The sequence below is a fragment of the Sphingobium sp. 22B genome, assembly GCF_001580035.1.
Lineage (GTDB): Bacteria > Pseudomonadota > Alphaproteobacteria > Sphingomonadales > Sphingomonadaceae > Sphingobium > Sphingobium fuliginis.
In genome coordinates this window covers 49,722-70,110 of the sequence record NZ_LTAB01000021.1, presented here as the reverse complement: position 1 = coordinate 70,110, position 20,389 = coordinate 49,722, and the positions used below count along the sequence as shown (strand labels likewise).

16 protein-coding genes are annotated in these 20,389 nt (G+C 65.6%); 7 read left to right on the top strand and 9 right to left on the bottom strand.

What is annotated here, in order from left to right; translation table 11 throughout:
* Nucleotides 1–21: 21 nt before the first annotated feature.
* Nucleotides 22–2,952: a TonB-dependent siderophore receptor gene (locus tag A0J57_RS17870; RefSeq protein WP_025551926.1), complete on the bottom strand. Its 2,931-nt coding sequence runs from the start codon at nt 2,950–2,952 to the stop codon at nt 22–24.
* A 548-nt stretch (nt 2,953–3,500) separates the two neighbouring features.
* Here A0J57_RS17870 and A0J57_RS17860 point away from each other — a divergent pair.
* A complete protein-coding gene (locus tag A0J57_RS17860; RefSeq protein ID WP_061938211.1) occupies nt 3,501–4,877 on the top strand; it encodes an MFS transporter in 1,377 nt (458 codons plus the stop codon).
* A gap of 109 nt (nt 4,878–4,986) precedes the next feature.
* Here the strand turns inward: A0J57_RS17860 and A0J57_RS17855 are convergent, their stop codons facing one another.
* Nucleotides 4,987–5,913: a 3-keto-5-aminohexanoate cleavage protein gene (locus tag A0J57_RS17855; protein ID WP_061938208.1), complete on the bottom strand. Its 927-nt coding sequence runs from the start codon at nt 5,911–5,913 to the stop codon at nt 4,987–4,989.
* 83 nt (nt 5,914–5,996) lie between these two features.
* Between A0J57_RS17855 and A0J57_RS17850 the strand changes: the two genes are divergently transcribed.
* Nucleotides 5,997–6,452, top strand: coding sequence for a PaaI family thioesterase (locus tag A0J57_RS17850; RefSeq protein WP_061938205.1), 456 nt, complete (start codon nt 5,997–5,999; stop codon nt 6,450–6,452).
* On the opposite strand, the gene A0J57_RS17845 is transcribed toward A0J57_RS17850, so the two are convergent.
* The 5 genes from A0J57_RS17845 to A0J57_RS17825 all read right to left on the bottom strand — a co-directional run bounded on the left by A0J57_RS17845 (nt 6,440) and on the right by A0J57_RS17825 (nt 11,391).
* A complete protein-coding gene (locus A0J57_RS17845; protein ID WP_061938202.1) occupies nt 6,440–7,252 on the bottom strand; it encodes an amidohydrolase in 813 nt (270 codons plus the stop codon). The genes A0J57_RS17850 and A0J57_RS17845 overlap by 13 nt on opposite strands.
* A complete protein-coding gene (locus A0J57_RS17840) occupies nt 7,242–8,156 on the bottom strand; it encodes an amidohydrolase (protein ID WP_061938200.1) in 915 nt (304 codons plus the stop codon). The genes A0J57_RS17845 and A0J57_RS17840 overlap by 11 nt, the downstream gene beginning before the upstream one ends.
* A 20-nt stretch (nt 8,157–8,176) precedes the next feature.
* Nucleotides 8,177–9,130 (bottom strand): alpha/beta hydrolase, encoded by a 954-nt coding sequence (locus tag A0J57_RS17835; protein WP_061938197.1) that lies wholly within the window; start codon nt 9,128–9,130, stop codon nt 8,177–8,179.
* Nucleotides 9,130–10,503: an MFS transporter gene (locus A0J57_RS17830; RefSeq protein WP_061938194.1), complete on the bottom strand. Its 1,374-nt coding sequence runs from the start codon at nt 10,501–10,503 to the stop codon at nt 9,130–9,132. The genes A0J57_RS17835 and A0J57_RS17830 overlap by 1 nt, the downstream gene beginning before the upstream one ends.
* A gap of 90 nt (nt 10,504–10,593) precedes the next feature.
* A complete protein-coding gene (locus A0J57_RS17825; RefSeq protein WP_061938191.1) occupies nt 10,594–11,391 on the bottom strand; it encodes an SDR family NAD(P)-dependent oxidoreductase in 798 nt (265 codons plus the stop codon).
* A 296-nt stretch (nt 11,392–11,687) separates the two neighbouring features.
* Here A0J57_RS17825 and A0J57_RS17820 point away from each other — a divergent pair, with 296 nt between their 5' ends.
* The 5 genes from A0J57_RS17820 to A0J57_RS17800 all read left to right on the top strand — a co-directional run bounded on the left by A0J57_RS17820 (nt 11,688) and on the right by A0J57_RS17800 (nt 16,331).
* Nucleotides 11,688–12,233: a carboxymuconolactone decarboxylase family protein gene (locus tag A0J57_RS17820; RefSeq protein ID WP_061938188.1), complete on the top strand. Its 546-nt coding sequence runs from the start codon at nt 11,688–11,690 to the stop codon at nt 12,231–12,233.
* Between the two features lie 180 nt (nt 12,234–12,413).
* Nucleotides 12,414–13,802 (top strand): MmgE/PrpD family protein, encoded by a 1,389-nt coding sequence (locus tag A0J57_RS17815; protein ID WP_268873894.1) that lies wholly within the window; start codon nt 12,414–12,416, stop codon nt 13,800–13,802.
* Nucleotides 13,795–14,592, top strand: coding sequence for an SDR family NAD(P)-dependent oxidoreductase (locus A0J57_RS17810; protein WP_025551186.1), 798 nt, complete (start codon nt 13,795–13,797; stop codon nt 14,590–14,592). The genes A0J57_RS17815 and A0J57_RS17810 overlap by 8 nt, the downstream gene beginning before the upstream one ends.
* Nucleotides 14,593–14,626: 34 nt before the next feature.
* Entirely contained in the window at nt 14,627–15,508 is an 882-nt protein-coding gene (locus A0J57_RS17805; RefSeq protein WP_061938266.1) for an NAD(P)-dependent oxidoreductase, read from the top strand.
* A gap of 31 nt (nt 15,509–15,539) precedes the next feature.
* Nucleotides 15,540–16,331, top strand: a complete 792-nt coding sequence (locus tag A0J57_RS17800) for an N-acyl homoserine lactonase family protein (protein ID WP_061938182.1) — start codon at nt 15,540–15,542, stop codon at nt 16,329–16,331.
* Between the two features lie 23 nt (nt 16,332–16,354).
* Here A0J57_RS17800 and A0J57_RS17795 read toward each other — a convergent pair whose 3' ends face one another.
* On the bottom strand, nt 16,355–17,389 hold the full coding sequence (locus A0J57_RS17795) for an ABC transporter substrate-binding protein (protein WP_061938179.1): 1,035 nt from the start codon (nt 17,387–17,389) through the stop codon (nt 16,355–16,357).
* Nucleotides 17,390–17,410: 21 nt separating this feature from the next.
* Complete coding sequence (locus A0J57_RS17790; RefSeq protein WP_158298530.1) at nt 17,411–20,326, bottom strand: TonB-dependent receptor; 2,916 nt, start codon at nt 20,324–20,326, stop codon at nt 17,411–17,413.
* Between the last annotated feature and the right edge of the window lie 63 nt (nt 20,327–20,389).

Sequence of the window (20,389 nt, the reverse complement as noted above, 5' to 3'; positions counted from 1 at the left end):
TCCAGTACCCGCCCCATATCGTCACCACCGCGTCCGCACCCCGATCTTGAAGAAACGCCCGATCGGATCGAAATGCAACGGATTGCCGATCAGCCGCAGTTCCTCCGGCTGGTCCTTGTCGAAGACATTGTTCACCGTGGCGAAAATCTCGAAGGACTCGTTGACCTTCAGCGTTCCCGTCATGTCGAGATAGAAGCGCGAGGAAATATGATTCTCGCTGATGCTGTTGGGATCGTTGATGTCATAGCCGTCCTGTTCCGGCCCGATCTTGGTCGGGTCCAGCAGGGCGCGGGGAATGTAGCGCCCGTGGAAGGTCATGGACCAGGTCGGCCGCGAATAGGTGATCACCCCGTCCAGTTTCCAGCGCGGCACGCCCTGGATGTTCGTCACCGATCCGGCATTGCCGGTCCAGTTGTCGAGCTGGGTCTTCACCCCGGTTGCGTCGATGGTCGACAGGTCGATCACATAATTGCCGTTGACCTGGAAATTGAAGTTCCCGCCCAGAGCCGGCACCTGGAAGTCGGAGACGAGTTCCAGACCCTCCGCATGCAGCTTGCTGAGGTTCTGGAAATTGGAGAAGACGGTGTTGATCGACCCGTTCGGATTGAACTGGATCAGGTTGCAGAGCAGGTTCTTCTGCTTGCAGGCATTGGCGATCGCGGTGCCGGTGAGGGAGTCGATCGCGCCTTCCACCTTGATGTCATAATAGTCGATCGACAGGTTGAAGTTGCGGATGAAGGACGGCCTCAGCACCACGCCGGCGGTGAAGGTGTCGCCCTTTTCCAGGTTCAGTCCCGGATTGCCGCCCGTCACCACGAACTGGCTTGTCGTGCCGCCGACGAACGGATCGGGCAGCGGGAGCTGGATCGTCGTGGCGTTGGGGCTGGATTCGCGGGCGGATGGCGCCCGGATGTCGCGCGAGCGTGTCACGCGGAAGGTGATGTCGTCGATGGGGCGGTAGACCGCGCCCAGCTTCCAGGTGGTGGCGTCGCCGAAGGGATCGTAATGCGTCTGGCGGATCGCCCCGTCGACATCGAGCGACCGCCCGAGCGGAGAGTCCTTGAGCAGCGGGACGGCGACTTCCAGATAGCCTTCGACCACGCTGGTCTTCGTGAAGGGAAGCGCCGAGCCGTTGGCGGCGATGAACCGTCCCGCGGCCGTATTCGGATCGACCTCTCCCTCCGCCGTGTCGCGGCGCCATTCGCCGCCCAGCGCGAGTTTCACGTCCCCGGCCCAGGTGGAGAAGAGCGAGCCGCGCAGGTTGACGGCGGCGGCGTGCTGTTCGAACCGGCGGGTCTGCCATTCGGGCACGATATAGCGGTCGATGGCCGCCTGGCTGATATTGCCGAAGCCGAACAGGTTGATCGGTATGCAGCCATTGGCCGGGTTGGCGATGGTGGACCGGCAGATCGGCGTGCCCGCCGCTATGCCCGGCAACCCGGCGGGCGCGGACACCACGTCCAGCGCGTTGTTCCATTCGGCCAGGCGGTTGTTGTCGGCGCCGACCCGGCTGTCGACGCGGCCATAGGTGTAATAGGCGTCCCAATCCCACTGGTCGGACAATTGTCCCTTGAGAGCGAAGGCGCCCCGATAGGTGTCCACCTTGCTCGTCGCCTTGGACAGGCTGCCCAGCGCCCAGCTTGAGGAATTGATGACCAGATGGGTGATCGCCGGATCGGCGGCGAGGATGGTCGCGCGGGTGGCATCGGACACATAGGGATTGTTGATATTGATCGCGACACCTGCGTCGAGCGGCGCGGAACGCGCGGTCGGACCGCCCGTGACCTTCGAATACATGAATTCGACCGAGGCCGTGATGGAATCCGTCAGTTCATAATCGGCATGCACCGTCCCCGACACATGCTTGGTCGGCACCATCAGCGGCAGCGGACTGAGGCCCAGCGCATAGGGCTGCGTCGGGTCGTCGAGCTGCTGCAATATGCCGCTCAGATAATTGCCGAACTGATAGGGGACCAGATTGCCGTTGGAATCGAACTGCTTGCCGCGCAACGCATTGGGCAGGGAGGTGGCGCCGGTGTTCAGCACCTGCTGACCCAGGGTGATCGTGCCGCCCGTGCCATTGGGCTTGCGCGCGCCGACGACGATGCCGTTCTCATTATAGACGAAGGACGTGCCCTGAAGGACCAGCGTGGCCGGAAGGCCGTTGGTGCTGGTCCGGGTGGCGGTGTTATAGCCGGGATTGGGCACATAATTGGTGTAGCGCGTGCACCAGCTCCGTTCCTCGCATGGGCCGATGCCGCCTTCCCTTGCATATTCGATCGCCGCGACGACATGCCCGCGCCCGCCCGCGAAATCCGTGCCGCCCGCCGCGCCGACGAACAGGCTGGAGGCGTCGCCCCGCTGGCTGATGCCATAGCTGGCATTCGCCTTGAAGCCGTTGAGCTTCGTATCGAGGATCAGGTTCACGACGCCCGACACGGCGTTCGCGCCATAGGCCGCCGATGCGCCGCCGGTCACCACTTCGGTCCGCTGGATCAGCATGGACGGGACGCCGTTGATGTCGACCGTGCCGTCATCCGCGCTGGGCACGAAGCGGCGGCCATCCACCAGCGTCAGCGTCCGCGTGGCGCCCAGCCCGCGCAGGTCGAGCGTGCGCGCGCCGATATTGCCGGACACGCGGAAAAAGGTCGAAGCCGGCGTATTGATGGGGCGGAAGGACGGAATCTGGTTCAGCGCATCCGCCACATTGTCGATCGCCAGTTGCTGAAGCCTCTCTTCCCCCACGACATTGACCGGCGTCGGCGCGTCATAGCCCTTGCGGCCGACGCGCGAACCGGTGACGACGATGTCCGCATCGCTGACGCCTGCGGCGGCGTCCGACTGCGCCTGCGGAGGATTGTCCTGCGCCATGGCCGGCGACAGCGCCGCAATGGTCGCGCATGTCAGCGCGAAGGCCGAGCTGCGGCAAAGCAATGCACCCTGCAAGTTCATTTCACCCCTCCTCCTCTTATTTTTCCTGCCAGGCGACGTCTCAACGGTGGCGGAATATGTGTTACCGGTATCTCAGAGACAGGGCGCTGTCAAATGGCGCCGGATCGGAAATTTGCGATGCCGGCGGGTCTGGCGCAGGACAGCAGCCATGATTTCGGGCCCTGGCTGCCTGTTCAGGCAAGGAAAAGCGCCTCTTCACTATGCCGCATGTTTGCCCCCCATGATCGGAGCATAATTTGTGGATATAGCATAGGACGAGATTTTTTGCTGAACCGGCGAAGCTGCGAGCGTTGCGTCGTTCCGGCGCGCCTGCGGGTGGGGAATCCGCGCTCCATCAGCCTGAATGGACGGAAATTCGGGGCCGGAACAGGGACAGCGGCGCTTCTTCCGCCGCGCTTCCGCGACCATCGCAACAAAGCCGCGCACCTGCATGCTCGGAATGTTGAGACCGGTATCATTGCGCCCGGCTGTCCGGAAGGCTAAGACGCTTCAACAAGCAAGGGCGGGAAACCGCTTCGTTTCCGATCGTAAAGGGAGAGGATCGCAAGATGGACAGCCTGACCGCTGCTCATGCCGACAGGACGGCCGCCAGTCCGCTGGAACTGCGCGTGGGGGAGGCGCTCGACAATCTCCGCACCTTTCGCGTCGGCATATTGGCGCCCTTGCTGATGGGCTTCATCATGCTGTTCGATTCCTGGGACAGCATCGCCATCGCCTATGTCATGCCGTCGCTGTCGCGCGAATGGGGGCTGCATCCCGCGATGATGGGGGCGCTCATCTCTTCGGGATATATCGGCCAGTTTCTGGGCGCCATAGCCCTGGGATCGCTTGCCGAACGGTTCGGGCGCATGCCGGTGTTCGTCGGATCGGTCCTGGTGATGGCGACGCTGGCGATCGCCTGCACGGTGGCGCCGGGGCCGGAGGCGCTGCTGGCGATCCGCTTCGTCCAGGGACTGGCGATCGGCGGGGCGTTGCCGGTATCGATCACCTATATCAACGAACTCGCGCCGACGATGACCCGTGGCCGCTACTTCATGATCTTCCAGTGGCTGTGCATGAGCGGCTATGCGGCGGCATCCCTGTCCAGCACGGTCATCATACCGGAACTGGGATGGCGCTGGCTGATCGGGCTGGGCGGCATTCCGCTGCTGCTGCTGCCGGTGGTGATGCTGACCCTGCCGGAATCGCCGCGCTGGCTGGCCCGCACCGGCCGCGCCGGGCAGGTTCCGGGCGCGCTGGCGAAGCTGGGGGGCAGGATCGACCTGTCGGACGGCGACCTGCGGCAGGCCGCGCCGCGCCTTCGGGAGCCGGCGAGGATACCGATTTCCGCTCTGTTCGCGCCGCAACAGCGCGCATCGACGATCATCCTGATGAGCATCTGGTTCACGGTCGCCTTCACCAACTTCGGGCTGACCACCTGGGCGCCGTCGATCTTCGTGACGGTTTACGGCATAGCGCTGGCGGACGCCCTGCGCTATGCGGCGGCAACGCCCATATTGTTCCTGCTCGCCACGCCGTTCATCGGTGCGACCATGGATCGGGTGGGGCGGCGGCCCTATGCGATCGGCGGCTGCCTGGCGGCGGGGCTGGCCTTGCTGTCGCTTGCCCTCTTCCGCTTCGAGACCGGACCGCTGGTGGCGCTGGTGGTGGTCGGCACGCTGGGCAGCGCGCTCAGTTCCTTCATCCAGTGGCCCTATACGGCGGAGAGCTTCCCCACGCATCTGCGCGCGGTGGGCATGGGCGTTTCCAGTTCGATGGCGCGCGCCGCATCCATGCTGACGCCGCTGTTCGTCGGTGTGATATTGAGCACCGGGGCCGCCATTTCACTGGTTTACAGCGCATTTGCGGCCTTTGCCTTCGGGGCGGCGCTGCTCTGGATCTTCGCCACCACGGAAACGGCGCGGCGGAAGCTGGAGACGATTTAGGCTCAGGGCCCGCATAATCATCTTTCCCGATCGAATCCTGCGTCATGCTGAAACAGGTTCAGCATGACGCTTCTTAGGCCATTACCCGCAGATCAGGGCGAATGGCGGATCAGAGGTTGATATTGGCCCGGCCCTTCAGCCCCAGCATCTGGCGCGCCTCCTCCGCGGTTGCGACTTCCAGGCCCAGCTCGTCCAATATCCGGCGGATCTTGAGCACCTGGTCGGCATTGCTGTTCGCCAGTTGCCCCCGGGAGATGAACAGGCTGTCCTCCAGTCCCACGCGAACGCTCGACCCCATCAGCGCGCCCATGGTGCACACGCCCATCTGGTGCCGTCCAGCGCCGAACAGCGACCAGATATAATCGCCGCCGAACAGCCGGTCGGCGGTCTGGCGCATGAAATAGACGCTGTCGGCGTCGGCGCTCATGCCGCCGGTCACGCCCAGCACCGACTGGATCAGGAAAGGCGGCTTCAGCAGTCCCTTGTCCGCGAAGAAGGCGATATTGTGGAGATGGCCGATCTCGTAGCATTCCATCTCGAACCGGGTGCCGCCCGGACCCAATGTCTCAATGATGTGGCGTATGTCGCGGAAGGTGTTCTTGGCGACCAGATCTTCCGTCGCCTCCAGAAAGGGCTTTTCCCAGTCATATTTGAAGTCGTGGCGGCTCGCCAGTTCCGACAGGTTGATGTTCATGCAGCCCATGTTGAGCGAACAGAGTTCGGGACTGACCTGAACCGCCGCGCGCAGCCTTTCCTCCAACGTCATGCCGGGTCCGCCGCCGGTGCTGATGTTGATCACCGCGTCGGTTTCCGCGTGAAGTTGCGGCAGGAACTGCATGAAGACCTCGGCGGACGGCGTCGGACGGCCGTTTTCGGGATCGCGGGCGTGCAGGTGCAATATCGCCGCGCCCGCCCGGTGGGCCGCGATGCCCTCCTCGGCGATCTTTTCCGGCGCGACCGGCAGGAACGGCGACATGGTCGGCGTATGCATGCTCCCCGTCAACGCGCAGCTTATGATGACCTTTCCCTTCTTCATATCATTTGCCTTTCCATCATCCTGTCCCTAGAGAAATTGGTACCGGTATCTCACGCCCGCGGCAAGCGACAATGGAGACCCCCATGAGCCCAATCGAACAATCCGCCCCGCCCGGCTGGCGCGTCAAGGAAGGCGCCGACGTCGATCCCTTCCAGCATCTGAACGGTCCCTTCTATATCGCGGACCCCTTCGAACCGGCGGCGGAGGAAGCCGTCCGGCTGGGTTTCCGGGTCGCGCCGCATAATTGCAGCTATTCCGGTTTCGCCCATGGCGGCTGGCTGTCATCCATTCTCGACGTCTGCCTGGGCCAGAACGCGCAGGCGGGCTGTGCCGTTTCCCACGCGCCGACCATATCGCTGTCCGTCGATTTCATGCGGGGCCCGCAACCGGGCGACTGGCTGGAATCCCGCGTCCGCCTGCTGCGCGCGACCCGGTCCCTCGCCTTCTGCGACGGCGTGCTGCTGGGGCCCGATGGTGCTGTCGCACGCGGCAGCGGCGTCTTCAAGCTTCCCTCCACCCGCTCCGGTCAGGCGAAGTAGAAATCAAGGGCGCTGCGATGGATCGCGGCGCGCACCGCCGCGTCGGGCAGCCAATAGCCAAGCTGGTCCAGCGTCTGCCGATGCGTCACCGTCCCTTCCGCCCCCACGAAGGGCGCGTCGCTGCCCCAGAACAGCCGTTCCGTCCCGACCCGCTCGACATAGGCCTGCGCGAACATGCGGGCTATGTCCTGATCGGGCCGGCGAAAGCCGCCGGACAGCTTCACCCAGGCCATGCCGTCCTGACAGGCCCGGACCGCCGCCTGGAAGCCGGGGCAGTCCAGCCCCTTTTCCGCATCCGGCCAGCCGAAATGGTCGATCACCACCTTGACCCCGCTGGGCCTGAGGCCGTCCAGCACCGATGGCAGACGGTGCGCCTCGACATTCACATGGACATGCATGTCCATGTCGCGCAGCCGGTGGAACAGGCGATTATAGCCGTCGGCAGCGAAATCCGGCAGGTCGGTGTGGAAAAGCTGCAACCGCACCCCCACCACCCCGTCGCGGCGCATGCCCTCCAGATCGTACATCCCGATTTCCGGATCGACGATCACGGTTCCGCGCAGGCGCCTGTGCTGCCGCAGGGCGCGGATGACATAGTCATTATAGGTTCCGAACAGGCTGGCCGCCGCGATCACCGCGAAATCGACGCCGCTGGCGTCCAGCGTGTCGAGATAGGTTTCCACCGTATAGGCATAGTCGGGCCTTTTCCACGCCCTGCTCCAGAAGGGCATGGCGGGCCCCCAGATATGGGCGTGCGTGTCGACCCGGACCTCGGCGCTCATCTGGACCTCAGCGCTCATAAAGCCTCTCCGCCGTTTCATAGAGGAAGGCGCGGCGTTCGTCGGGGCCGAGTTGGGCCGCCGCCCTTCGCGCCGCCGCCGCCTTTTCCTCATAGGGCCATTCGCTCTGGCCCAGATCGGAGCCCCACATCAGCCGGTCCGCGCCGAAGACATCCGCCAGCCGCCGGATAAACGCGGCCGGTTCCGCCTTCTGGTCGGCCAGCCGCTCCATGTTGATCTCCGTGAACTTGAAGCTGATATTGGGCAGCCCTTCGAAGATCGAGATGGTATCGGCAATGCCGAAATCCGGCGGCGGCGGCATGCTGCTGTCCAGACCCGCCGCGACATAGCGCGCCTTTTCCGGGTTGGAGAGGGTGTGCGGCGTGCCGATATGATCGACGATGATCTTCAGCGACGGCAGATATTCCGCGATGAACTTCAGGGCCGGCAGCCCCCAGGACAAATGCCTGCGGAAGAAGATGATCGCCACCGGCGTTCCCAGTTCGGCCGCCGTCCGCCAGCATTCCATGGCATTGGGCGAATTCATCCAGGCGGTATCGAAGAATTCGAAATGCGTCTGGGCGAAGCGCAGGCCGCGCACGCCATGGTTCAACACCATGTCCCGGTATTTGGCGGGCGTTTCGGGGTCCTGCGCGTCCAATATCACCACCGGCACGAAACGGTCGGGATATTTCCTGCCCGAATCGATGATATAGCTGTTGTCATAACCATAGACATGGCCGCGCTGGACAATGCATGCCTTGCCGACGCCATTGCGGTCCATCCGGTCGATCAGCCATTCGGCGGTGGCCGTGTAGTTCATCTGCGTGACATGGGTCGTGCCGCGCATGGGCGACGGCGGATAGGCGACATCGTCATCCGCGATCAGATGCGCATGGGTGTCGAAAATCGGGTCTTCTGCCATATTCAAGCTCTCCTGCTGGCTCAGGCGAACAGCCTGGCGCGCAATTCCCGCACCATGCCGGACAAGGCCCGGTCGGATGCGCGCATCATTTTCGGCCACATCAAAAAGCCGTGGATCTGGTCGGCATGGCGGATATGCTTCACCGGCACGCCGGCCGCCGCCAGCCGATCCGCATAGGCGTCGCCCTCGCCGCACAGGGGATCGAAACCGCAGGTCAGCACCCATGCCGGCGCGACACCCTCCAGCCGGGGCGCGCGCAGCGGCGACATGCGCCAATCGGCGGGGTCCGCTCCGTTGCGATAGGCCGTGCGGAACCACCGCATCATGTCCGCGGTCAGGCCGAAACCATCGGCATTGCGGCGGTAGGACTCATGCTCCTCCACCAGATCGGTGACGGGATAGATCAATATCTGCGCGCTGAGCGGCAGGCCTTCATCGCGTGCCCATAGCGCGCAGGCCGCCGCGAGATTGCCGCCCGCCGAGTCGCCCCCGACGGCGATCCGTCCTGCGTCGATGCCCAGCGCCGCAGCATCGCGACGGGCATGGCGGAGCGCGGCCATGCAATCCTCCAGCGCCGCGGGAAAGGGATATTCCGGCGCCAGCCGGTAATCCACCGACAGCATGGCGATGCCGGCCCGCTCCGCCAGCGAGGCGCAGAACCATGCGCCATAGGCGAGGTCGCCGGTCATCCAGCCGCCGCCGTGAAAATAGAGCATGGCGGGCAGAGGCGCATCGTCCGGCACTTGCATGGGCCGGTAGAGCCTGAGGGGAACGGGGCCGCGCGGCCCGTCCGCCCAAAGATCCGCCTCCCGGACGGGCGGCGGCGGCTTTCCCAGCGTTTCCAGCGACGTGCGGATCGCCGCCCGCGCCCCTTCGACGCTCAGAAGATGGAGCGGCGGCCGGCCGCTCGCCTCCATGAGGTCGAGCACGGCGCGGGCGTCGGGGTCCAGCCCGGCTTGCAGGGCGGTCGCCATCAGATCGCGTCCAGCCGCATCCGGGCGGTTTCCCGCGTGGCCGTGACCCACAGGATCAGCGCCCCGGCGGCGCAGAGGCCGAATATGCCGAAGACGATGGCGACCGACGCGCCGCTGGCCAGGATCGCGCCCACCACGACCGGCGTCAGGGTGGATGCGCCGCGCGCCAGCGAACTGCTGAGCCCCAGCGCGACGGCGCGGACATGGGTGGGATAGGTTTCCGCCGTATAGGGCCACAGGACGATGGAGCCGGTGAAGATCGAGAGCTGACCCGCGATCACCAGCGGCACCAGGATCGCTACGTCCTTCGGCAGGGTGAAGCCCAGCGTCAGCAGCGCGACGGTCGCGATCAGCGATCCGCCGATCGCCAGCGGACGGCGGCCCACGCTGTCGATCACCAGCGCGATGGTCGGCGCGAGGACCAGGAACAGCAGGCTGGCCGTCGCGGAATAGCGCAACGCCGTCGCCACCGGGATATGGAAGACCGACACATAGATGGACGGCAGCCAGGTCGTCAGCCCGAAACTGGCGAAGGAGGTGAAGAACCAGAGCAGCATGACGACGGTCGTGCGGCGGCGGAATTCGGGCGCGAACAATATGGTCGCGGGCAAGCGGGGCGCTGGCCCGGCGGACGGTTCGGACGAACGGAGCGCCCGTGGATCGGCGGCGGCATAGCCGAACTTGCGCAGCGCCTTCGCCGCGTCGTCCGCCCGGCCGCTGCGCACCAGCCAGCGCGGCGATTCCGGGAGCAGCAGCATCACCACCGGCAGGATCAGCAGGGGAATCGCCCCGAAGGCGAACAACCAGCGCCATCCGAGATGAGGGATGACGACCGTGCTGGAAAAGGATGCGGCGGCATAGCCCGCCATGGTGATGAACTGGAATATGCCGAAATAGCGGCCGCGCGTGGCGGAGGGCGCGATTTCGTTGATATAGGTGATCGACACCGGCAGCGCGCCGCCGATCGCCACGCCCTGGACGATGCGCAGGGCGAACAGCGCGCCATAGCCCGGCGTCAGCGCGCAGAAGATCGCCAGCAATCCCATCCAGACGACGGAGACCAGGAATACCGGCATACGGCCGAAGCGTTCGGCCAGCGACCCCAGCAGGATCGCCCCGACGAACTGCCCGGCATAGCCGGCCGAGATCAGGCTGCCCGCGGCGACCGGCGTCAGGCCCCATTCGCGGGTGAGCGAGGGCATGACATAGGCGATGGCGATGCTGTCCCAGGAATCGAACAGCATGACGAAACCCAGCAGCAGCGGCGGGACGATCCGCAGCCGGGCGGAGGTGATGCTGTCGAGCGCTGCGCCCACCGCCGCTTCCGGGCCGGAACCCGTGCGCACCGCATCGATCGGGGCTCCACCGCTCATCTGATTGCCTCCGGCGCCATCTCCGTCACCTCCGCTTATTCGCCCTTTCCGGGGCGCTTATGGTCTTTGCTATCGTAAATTCATGGTCGTTCAGGCGGCGATCACGCCTCCGTCGACGGATATGATCGATCCGGTGACGAAGGATGCCGCCTGCGAAGCCAGCCAGACCACCGTGCCGGCCATCTCCTCCGGCTGCGCGACGCGGCCCATCGGCACGGATGCGGGCCGCACGTCGCTCACCTGGCTGCGGCCGGCACGCATATTGTGCAGCAGGTCGGTCTGGACCGGCCCGGGCGCGATCGCGTTCACCCGGATATTGTGGGGGGCAAGCTCTATGGCGGCGGACCTGGTCAACCCTGCGACGGCATGTTTGCTGGCGGAATAGGCGCCGACATAGGCGAGGCCGGAGAGCGCGGCGGTCGAGGCGAGGTTGATGATGGAGCCCCCCTGCCCCGCCGCCAGCATAGCCGGAATCTCATATTTCATGCTCAGCCAGGCGCCGCGCACGTTGATCGCGAACAGATTGTCGAAATCGCGCGCCGCCAGATCCTGAATGGCCGCCGCCGGGCCGGGGATGCCGGCGTTGTTCATCGCGATGTCCAGGCCATCCATGATCCCGGTCGCGGCTGCCACCAGGGCTTCGACGCTTGCCTCATCGCGGACGTCCACGGCGCGATAATGAACGGATTGCCCGCTGTCCGACGCGATTTCACGGGCCAATGCCTCCCCCCTCTCCGTTTCCAGCCCGGACATGACCAGGCTGGCGCCGGCTGCCGCGATGGCGCGGGCGCAGGCCAATCCTATGCCGCTGTCGCATCCCACGACCAATGCCTTGCGCCCCCGCAGCGTAAAGAGATTGTCGGACATGGAAACACCCTTCTCGATCATGATTGGCGCTTGAAGCGGCGCTGGAAAGGCGTTGCGCAGCCATTGGGAAGGCGGCCGCTCCCGATCCTTTTCACCATCCTCATTGAATCTTTATGAGATACCGGTACCATAGGATGGTTCGGTTTAGCTAGGGCCAAAGTTCGCGAAGAATGCCATATGCCGTCGCTTCAGCATAATGTTATTGGATAGCCAATGCTTTCCCGATGTGCTGGAATTGCGGGAAATCCGCTAAATGCCGTGCCGTTCTTGGCTGCTCCGTCCGCAAGCGCCGACAGGACCCGGAAACAGGAGATTTCGTGACACGCATTCCTTATCCAGACCCCGCCGGCCTGTCGGAAACGAAGCGCGAAGTGCTGTCCGGGGCGTTCGGTCGCGTGCTGAACATATCGCGCATGGCCATGCATGCTCCCGACCCCTTCTGGGCGCCGCAGCGCGCACTGGGCCGCGCCGCCATATTCGACATCAGCATCACGCCACGGCAGCGCGAACTGATCATCCTGCGCGTCGCCTATCTGTCGCGTTCCGACTATGAGATCTATCATCATGAAAGCATTGCCGCCGCGCTGGGCCTGACGGAGCGGGAAAGGCAGGGGCTGGAAAGCGGCGACTTCAGCGTCTTCGCTGCGGCGGAGCAATGCCTGTGCGATTTCGTCAGCGAGCTGGTGTCGGACGTTTCCCCTTCGGACAGGAGTCTGGCGGCCATGCAGGAATATTTCGGCCTGCCCACCCTGTTCGAGATCCTCTTCATCACCTGTACCTATATGATGCTCGCGAGAGTGGCGGCCGTCAGCGGTGCGGAAATCGACGATGAAGCCGTGACCAACTGGAATCTGCGACGCTGAGAATGCCCTGGAGCGCGGGACAGGCGTAGCGCGGAGGGCCGTTGCGCGCCTGGTCCAGCCAAACCGAAAACCGGGCCGAACCTGCCGCCCAGGAAAATTGGGACTTGTGCCATGCGGGTTCGCGGCGTATCCCAATCGTGATACCGGTATCTTCAATAACGATCTGGAGGGGTCCGAGGGGTGATAGCCGCTTCGCAAAAACTGTCGGCCTGGGTTAGGCAAATGCGGTTCGATGATCTGCCCGACGATGTTGTGACCGCGACCATGCTGCGCGTCATCGACGTGGTGGGGCTTTCCATCGCGGGCAGCCAGCGCCCGTTCGGCATGTCGGTGCGCCGCGCCACCGCCGGCCTGCATCCCGGAACGGAGGCCCGCATCTGGGGCGGGACGGCGCGGTCGAGCGTGTCGGGCGCGGCCTTCGCCAACGGCGCGCTGTCGCAGGCGCTGGAATATGACGACACCCATAATGAATCGATCGTGCACATGAGCAGCCCGGCCGTCGCGGCGGCGCTGGCGCTGGGCGACCGCCTGCGCTGCGGCGGGCGCGACGCGATCCTGGCCATAGCCATCGGCAACGAGATCAGTTGCCGCGTCGGCAGCCTGGCGCCGGGCCAGTTCCACAAACGGGGATTCCACCCCTCCGGCCTGTTCGCGCCGTTCGGCGTGAGCTGGCTTGCGGGAAAGATGCTGGCGCTGGAGGAGGATGGGATGATCCGCGCCGCCGGGATCACCGGCAGCTTCGCCGCGGGGCTGATCCAATGCTGGGTGGACGGCACCCAGTCCAAATTCCTGCACCCCGGCTGGGCCGCGCAGAGCGGGATCGCCGCGGCGACACTGGCTGAGGCCGGCGTCACCGGTCCCGCCGAGGTGCTGGAGGGGCGCTTCGGCCTCTATGCGTCGCATCTTCAGGACGAGGCCGTGACGCCCGACTGGCGCCGGCTGACCGATGCGCTGGGCGAGGAATGGGAAAGCCGGAACGCCTCCTTCAAGCCCTTTCCCGCCGCCCATGTCATCCATCCCTATGTCAGCGCGCTGCTGCGGCTGCGCGAGCGTCACGGCCTGTCGTCAGAGCGCATCCGCGCCATAAGGTGCGATGTCGCGCCCTATATCGTCGGCATCGTGTGCGAGCCGCAGGGCGAGAAGCTGCATCCGCTGACCGATTCGCACGGGCGGGTCAGCCTGCAATATACGCTGGCGGAGGCGCTGGTGCGGGGCAGGCTGGGGAAGGACGCCTATCAGCCGGAATATCTGCGCGACGAGGCCATTCTCTCCCTGGCGCGGCGGGTCGGATATCGGGTCGACGGGTCCCTCCCCGGCCCGGAGCAGTTCAAGGGGGTGATTTCCGTGGAACTGACCGACGGCACCGTCCTTGAGGAGATCGAGGAACATAATCGCGGATCGTCGGAAAATCCGATGACCACCGATGAGATCGTGGCGAAGTTCAACGAGAATGTGGCGGGAACGCTGACCGCAGCGCAGGCCCGGCGCCTTGTCGACGCCGCACTGGCGCTGGACCGGTGCGAAGACGTGTCGCGCTTTACCGAACTGACGGTGACGGACCATGAATGACGCAGGAAGACTCGCCGGCCGCAATGCGCTGGTCACGGGATCGGTCGGGGGGCTGGGCCAGGCCATGGCGCGCAAGCTGGCGTCGGCCGGCGCGAACGTCATGCTGCACGGGCTGGAAGATCCGGAGGAAGCCGCCTGTCTGGGTGAGGCGATCGAGCGGGATTATGGCGTGCGCGCCGTCTATTGCCGCGCCGACCTGCGCCAGGCGTCAGCCGTGCGGGACCTTGTCGACCATACCGAGCGGACGCTGGGTCCGGTCCATATCCTGATCAACAACGCCGTCGTCCGGCATTTCGCGCGGATAGAGGATTTCCCCATCGACAAATGGACCGAGGCGCTGGCCGTCAACGTGACCGCCGCCTTCCTTGCGACGCAGATGGTTCTGCCGAAGATGAGGGAGGCGCAATATGGACGGGTGTTCAACATGACGTCCGTCTATGGCTATCGGGGCACCGTCAACCGGGTGGACTATGTGACGACCAAGACCGCGATCCAGGGACTGACGCGCGCGACCGCGCTGGAGACGGCGGGCAGTCCGATCACCTGCCATGCATTGATGCCGGGGTCGGTGCTGACGCCCCTCTGGTCCGACCGGCTGGAGCGGATGATGATCGAGGAAGGGCTGACGCGGCCGGAGGCGGAGACGCGCTTTCTGGACGGGAAGCAGCCCAGCGGCCGGTTCGTCGATGTCGACAGCGTCGCGGAGGTGCTGCTGCTGCTGTGCGGCCCCGCCGGAACGGATATGAATGGGGCCATATTGCCGATCGAGGGCGGATGGATGGCCCGCTGATGCCAGCGGCAGGGCGATGTTTGAGGAGCAGTCGATGACGCAGAGCCGGAATGTGGGATTTATCGGCCTTGGCAGCATGGGAAGCGCCATGGCGCCCCGGCTGCTGGAAAATGGCCATGATGTGATCGCCTATGACGTCAATCCTTCGGCGCGGGCGGCTTTCGCGGCGGCGGGCGGCCTGGCCGGCGACAGCGTGGAGGAGGTCGGCAACCGGGCCGACATGGTGTTCACCAGCCTTCCTTCCCCCCAGATCGTCCGGCAAGTGGCGGCAGAGCTGGCGGGGACGAGGGTCGGGATCGTGGTCGACCTGTCGACCATCGGTTCGCGCGCCTCTGCCGAGGCGGCGGGCCTGCTGGCGCAGCATGGCAGGTCGTTCGCCGACGCGCCGGTCAGCGGCGGGCGCGCCGGGGCGCTGGCGGGCAAGCTGACGCTGATGCTGGCCGCGCCGGCAGCCGTGCAGGAGGAGGTCGCGCCCCTGCTTTCCCATTTCGGCAAGGTGATCCCGGTCGGCATGCAGCCCGGTCAGGCGCAGACGATGAAGCTCATCAACAACATCATGTCGGTGGTGGCGCTGGCCGCGACGTCGGAGGGGATGGCGATGGGGGTCAAGGCGGGGCTGGACCCGCATGTGATGCTGGACGTGCTCAACATGTCGAGCGGGCAGAACAGCGCCACCCGGGACAAGTTTCCCCGCGCCGTCGTCCCGCGCACATTCGACTTCGGCTTCGCGACCGGCCTGTCGCTGAAGGACGTCCGGCTTTGCCTGGACGAAGCGCAGGCATTGGGCGTACCCATGATGCTGGGCAATCTGGCCAAGACGATGCTGGACATCACGGCGGCGCAGTTCGGCGCGGATGCCGACTTCACGATGATGGCGCGGGTCGTGGAGCAATGGGCCGGCGTCGAGATCGGCTGAACGCCTGACGCGAGATTTGGGAGGGAAGTCGTTGGAGGATTGCTATCAGGTCTATGCCGTCCAGTACGGCCATCACGATCGCACCGCATCGGCCAATTTCGTCGGCGGCGATCCGCACGACCGGCCGATGCCGCTCGACTATTTCGTCTGGGCGATCGTGGGCGACCACGGCACCTATATACTCGACACCGGTTTCGACGCGGCCATGGGGATCAAGCGCAACCGGCAGTTGGTGCGGCCCGTGAACGAAGGGCTGAAGACCATCGGCATCGACGCCGCCGCGGTCAGCGACGTCATCATTTCCCACATGCATTTCGATCATGCGGGCAATCATGCGATGTTCCCGCAGGCGCGGTACCATGTGCAGGATGCGGAAATGGCCTATTGCACCGGCCGCTGCATGTGCCACGAGCCGTTGCGCCACGCCTATGAGCCCGGCGACGTCCAGGCGATGATCGGGCGGCTGTTCGACGGCCGCCTGCAATTCCACGATGGCGACAGCGAACTGGCGCCGGGCCTGACCCTGCACCGGGTCGGCGGGCATACGCGCGGATTGCAGGTGGTGCGGGTGAAGACCCGGCGCGGCTGGGTGGTGCTCGGTTCCGACGCCGCGCATCTCTACGCCAATTTCGAGCAGGCGCGGCCCTTCCCCTCCTTCGACAGCATGACCGACATGCTGTTCGGCTTCGACAGGATGCGGGAACTGGCGAGTTCGGAAAACCACATCATTCCCGGCCATGATCCGCTGGTGCTGAGCCGCTATCCCCTGGCGCGCGACGGCGTGGCGGGGGTGGTCCGGCTGGACGCCGAACCGGCGTCCTGAAGGCGGAACGCGGGCGCTGCCGCTCAGCGCGCCCGCGCCTCCCGCAACAGGCTGGGGTCGATCAGCCGGGAAAGCGTTGCGCGGTCGCGCGGCGGGCGGCCGTCGATCTTCGCGAGCCACTGCTCCTCCTCCACCATCACGTCCAGCAGGTCGTCGGGAAGCGCGCAGGGAAAGCGGTGATGATGCCATGACTGGCGAATGAGTTCGAGATTCTGGCCGGTCCGTTCCGCCAGCATCGCCTGCATTTCGCCGGGATCTTCCTCCGCCTTGCGGCAGCCGGCCAGCAGTTCGCGCAGGAAGGCGACGACCTGTTTCCGCTTCGCCGGATCGCGAAGCGTCCCGGCCCTGGCGTTCAGGCTGTATATTTCGCGATAGGCGCCCTTGGGCTGGATGCTGAGGCCATTGTCTCCCAGCGCGAGAGCCGCGCGTTCCGCTTCGGGTTCCCAGGTCGACAGCGCGTCGACATCGCCCTTGATCACCGCGTCCGCGCCGGCCCTGGCGGTCAGGGGAACGATGGTGACGTCCGCTTCGCCCAGCCCCGCGCCCTTCAGCAGCCTGTGGAGGTAGAAGGCGGCGGAGGTGTTGACGAACACCGCGATCCGTTTTCCCTTCAGGTCCGCGACGGAGGCGATGCCGGAGGAGCGCCGGGCGACGATGCGGTACAGGCCTTCCGTCGTGGTGACGACGATGCGGACGTCGGGATGCTTCAGCGACATGCGCAGCGTCTGCGTTTCGGCATTGCCGGCGAGATCGGCCATGCCGGGATTGGGCGGCGGCGGCGCGCCCTCCGCATGCCCGCCGACCGAAGCGGCGAGCGCGGGGTCGGGCGCCGCCCAGAGGTTGGGAACCCCGCCGCTGGCGGTGACGACGGTTCCGGGCGGCGCATTCTTCGCCGCCAGCAGAGCCGGCCCGAACTCCAGCACGGATCGATGGCCGAAGACGGAAAGCGGTTCGGCCGGAGCCGTTGGGGCATTGACCGCCGCCGACGGTGCGGCGGCGCATCCGCCGAACGCCAGGGCCGCCATGGCTGCGGCCAGAGCCGCCTTGTTGCCGCGCATCGTCATTCTCCCCCAAGGGCGTCAGTAGCGGAAGCGCACGCCGAGCCGATAGGCACGGCCCACCAGGTCATAATAGGTCCCGTCGAAGGAAGGGAATGGCGGATCGGTGTCGAGCAGATTGTCGATCGTCCCGAACAGTTCCACCTTCCTGTCGTTGTCCTCGCTGCGGGTCAGGACAAGCTTTCCGCCCAGATTGAAATAGATGCGGCTGGGAATCCTGTTGATGTTGAGGCTGGTCGCCGTCCCCGGCACGGCGGCGGTGTCGATCTTGCCGTCGTTGATGTAGCGCGCCTGGAGGTTCACGCCGAAATCGTCGGTGTCATAGGCGATGGTCGCGTTCATCGTCAGGTCCACCATGCCGACCGTGCCGCCATTGACGGGCGTTCCATTCTGTCCGGAACGGTCGATGGCCCCGGTCGTGTCCGTCAGCCTGTAGTCCCAGACATAGGTGGCGAGCAGCCGCGTGCTGAGATTGCCCGCGCCGAGCGGCATGCGATAGGACAGTTCGATGTCGACGCCGCTGGTCTGGAACCGGTTGAGGTTCAGATAGGGCGTCACCATCTCCGTGATCGGACCGTCGGCGACGGGGCGGGTGATGAAGGCGCAGCGGCTGGCGTCGCCCGCGACGCAGGAGTCGAGGACGACCTGCGCGACGGAGGTGTTGATGACGCCGTCTATGTCGATGTCATAATAGTCGACCGACAATTGCAGGCCCGATGCCCATTGCGGCTGATAGACGAACCCCGCCGTCAGCGAATTGGCGACTTCGGGTTCCAGGTTCCTGTTGCCGACGGAGAAGGTGCGCACCGTATAGGCCGCATTGGTGACCGGGTCGATGATGCGCGCGTTCTGATTCCTTTCCGGCGTGAACATTTCGGTGAGATTGGGGGCGCGGACATCGCGCGAGCGGGTGGCGCGGACGCGGAATTCATCGGTGATCGACCAGTTCACGCCCGCCTTCCAGGTCCACACGCTGCCCGCGCCGCTATAATCGGCGTAGCGGGCGGCGGCGTTGACATCCAGATGGCGGAAGAATGGCCTGTCCGCCGCCAGCGGAACGAGCAGCTCCACATAGCCTTCCTTCACGTCGAACGATCCGTCCACGAAGGCGGAGTTGGCGCTGGAAAAGGCGCGGGCCGCCTCCAGCGGGCTGGGGATGGAGAGCAATGTCTCCCGGCGATATTCGATGCCGGTCGCGATGGACACGGGCCCCGCCCAGGTCGAGAAGGGTTCCGCCTGGAGATTGCCGGCTACAACCGTCTGGGTCGTCTTCTGATGCTGGAGCGAGAGGCCGGTCACATAGGCCTTGGCCGCCTCGCTGGCCGTGCCGGTGCCGAAGATATTATAGGGCACGCAGCCCGCCGCGGCGTTGCGGATGGCGGCGTTGGGGCTGAGCAGGTCGCGGCAGACGGGGATGGAAACGCCGTTCTGCATCACGTTCACCACATCGATGGCGCGGCGCCAGTTCGCCTCGATCCGCTGGCCGATGACGCCGCGGATGAACCGGTTCTGGCCATATTGCGCATAGACGTCCCATTTGATGCCGCCGAAGGAGCCTTCGGCGCCGATCAGGCCGCGGGCGGTCTCATTCGCCTTGCTGACGATCTGCTGGAAATTCTCGGTCCCGAACCGGCCGAGCTGGAAACTGGTGAGCGCCGGCGCGCCGGCCGGCCGCGTCGCATTGTAATTGTCGATCGCCGCCCGCGTCGCCGCCGGGATGAAGGGATTGTCGGCGCTGACGACGATGGGGGAAAAGGCGCTGGTGCTGGGCGACTGGGTGCCGAAATTGCGCGTGCCGATGCTGGGCACGGTCCAGTCGACATGGGCGTAGTTGCCCTCCGCGAAGAAGCTGGTGTCGCCGCTTTCGAAGCTGACCCGGCCCATGGCGACGACGCGCTCATGCGGCTGCCTGATGTTGACGCCGGTCCAGGAACCGATGCCGTAACCGTCGCCGCCGATCTGGTCGTCGCCCCATACTTCCCCGAAGTTGAACTGGAAGGGGGTGCCGTCCGGCGCGAAGGCGGTGCCGCGCAACGGTCCGGTGGCGATCAGGCCGCCGGGCGTCTGGGAGGCGTAGTGGACATTCTTCGTCCAGATGCGCGCGGGCTGGCCGTTGGTGGCGAAATTGGGATTGGTGACGAACCACCATTCCTCCCGCCCCCAGTCGCGCGTGTAATTGTCGCCCACCCCCTCGTCATAGGAATATTCCGCGCCCAGGATGATATGGCCCGCGCCGTCGGCAAAGCTTGTCCCGCCGCCGAGCGCGACCTTCATGTTATAGCCGTCGCCTTCTTCCGAGATGCCGGCCTGCGCTTCGCCGCGAAGCCCGGTCAGCTTGTGGTCGAGGATGATGTTGACGACGCCGGCCACGGCGTCGGAGCCCCATGCGGCGGACGCGCCGCCGGTCACCACCTCGGCGCGTTCGACCAGGAAGGTGGGGATGAGGCTGAGGTCGACGGTGCCGACATTGGACGTCGGCACGAAGCGATGGCCGTCGACCAGGACGAGGGTGCGGTTGGCGTCCAGCCCGCGCAGGTCGGCATAATAGCCGCTATTGGTGAAGGTGCGCGCCGCCGATGGGTTCTGGCTGGGGCGGAAGGCGGGCGCCTCCTGCAGCACCGAGCCGATACTGATCGCCGCGCGGTTCTGCACCTGCTCCGCACCGATCACGGAAATGGGCGTGGGGGCGTTGAAACCGTCCCGCACGATGCGCGAACCGGAAACGACGATATCGGCCTCCACCGGCGGATCGGACGGCGCGGGGGGCGAGGATGGGGCCGGGATCGGGGAGCCGGCCGGGGCGGCGTCCGGCGGTTCCGAAGCGCCATCCGCCGGGGCCGCCGCACCCTGCTGCTGCGCGAAGGATGGACCCGGCGGAGCCATGGCGGCGAAGGCGATACCTGAAAGCAGGGCAAGTCTGGTCGACGCAACGCGCATGTCATCCCTCCCGATTGCCCGCGTGACGCAGGTCTGTCGTTCTGTTCGCAGAAGCGGATCGTA

What these genes read in the sequence shown, in the direction of transcription:
- A0J57_RS17870 (WP_025551926.1), bottom strand. Translation starts at nt 2,952, where the DNA reads ATGAACTTGCAGGGTGCATTGCTTTGCCGCAGCTCGGCCTTCGCGCTG.
- A0J57_RS17860 (WP_061938211.1), top strand. Translation starts at nt 3,501, where the DNA reads ATGGACAGCCTGACCGCTGCTCATGCCGACAGGACGGCCGCCAGTCCG.
- A0J57_RS17855 (WP_061938208.1), bottom strand. Translation starts at nt 5,913, where the DNA reads ATGAAGAAGGGAAAGGTCATCATAAGCTGCGCGTTGACGGGGAGCATG.
- A0J57_RS17850 (WP_061938205.1), top strand. Translation starts at nt 5,997, where the DNA reads ATGAGCCCAATCGAACAATCCGCCCCGCCCGGCTGGCGCGTCAAGGAA.
- A0J57_RS17845 (WP_061938202.1), bottom strand. Translation starts at nt 7,252, where the DNA reads ATGAGCGCTGAGGTCCAGATGAGCGCCGAGGTCCGGGTCGACACGCAC.
- A0J57_RS17840 (WP_061938200.1), bottom strand. Translation starts at nt 8,156, where the DNA reads ATGGCAGAAGACCCGATTTTCGACACCCATGCGCATCTGATCGCGGAT.
- A0J57_RS17835 (WP_061938197.1), bottom strand. Translation starts at nt 9,130, where the DNA reads ATGGCGACCGCCCTGCAAGCCGGGCTGGACCCCGACGCCCGCGCCGTG.
- A0J57_RS17830 (WP_061938194.1), bottom strand. Translation starts at nt 10,503, where the DNA reads ATGAGCGGTGGAGCCCCGATCGATGCGGTGCGCACGGGTTCCGGCCCG.
- A0J57_RS17825 (WP_061938191.1), bottom strand. Translation starts at nt 11,391, where the DNA reads ATGATCGAGAAGGGTGTTTCCATGTCCGACAATCTCTTTACGCTGCGG.
- A0J57_RS17810 (WP_025551186.1), top strand. Translation starts at nt 13,795, where the DNA reads ATGAATGACGCAGGAAGACTCGCCGGCCGCAATGCGCTGGTCACGGGA.
- A0J57_RS17805 (WP_061938266.1), top strand. Translation starts at nt 14,627, where the DNA reads ATGACGCAGAGCCGGAATGTGGGATTTATCGGCCTTGGCAGCATGGGA.
- A0J57_RS17795 (WP_061938179.1), bottom strand. Translation starts at nt 17,389, where the DNA reads ATGCGCGGCAACAAGGCGGCTCTGGCCGCAGCCATGGCGGCCCTGGCG.
- A0J57_RS17790 (WP_158298530.1), bottom strand. Translation starts at nt 20,326, where the DNA reads ATGCGCGTTGCGTCGACCAGACTTGCCCTGCTTTCAGGTATCGCCTTC.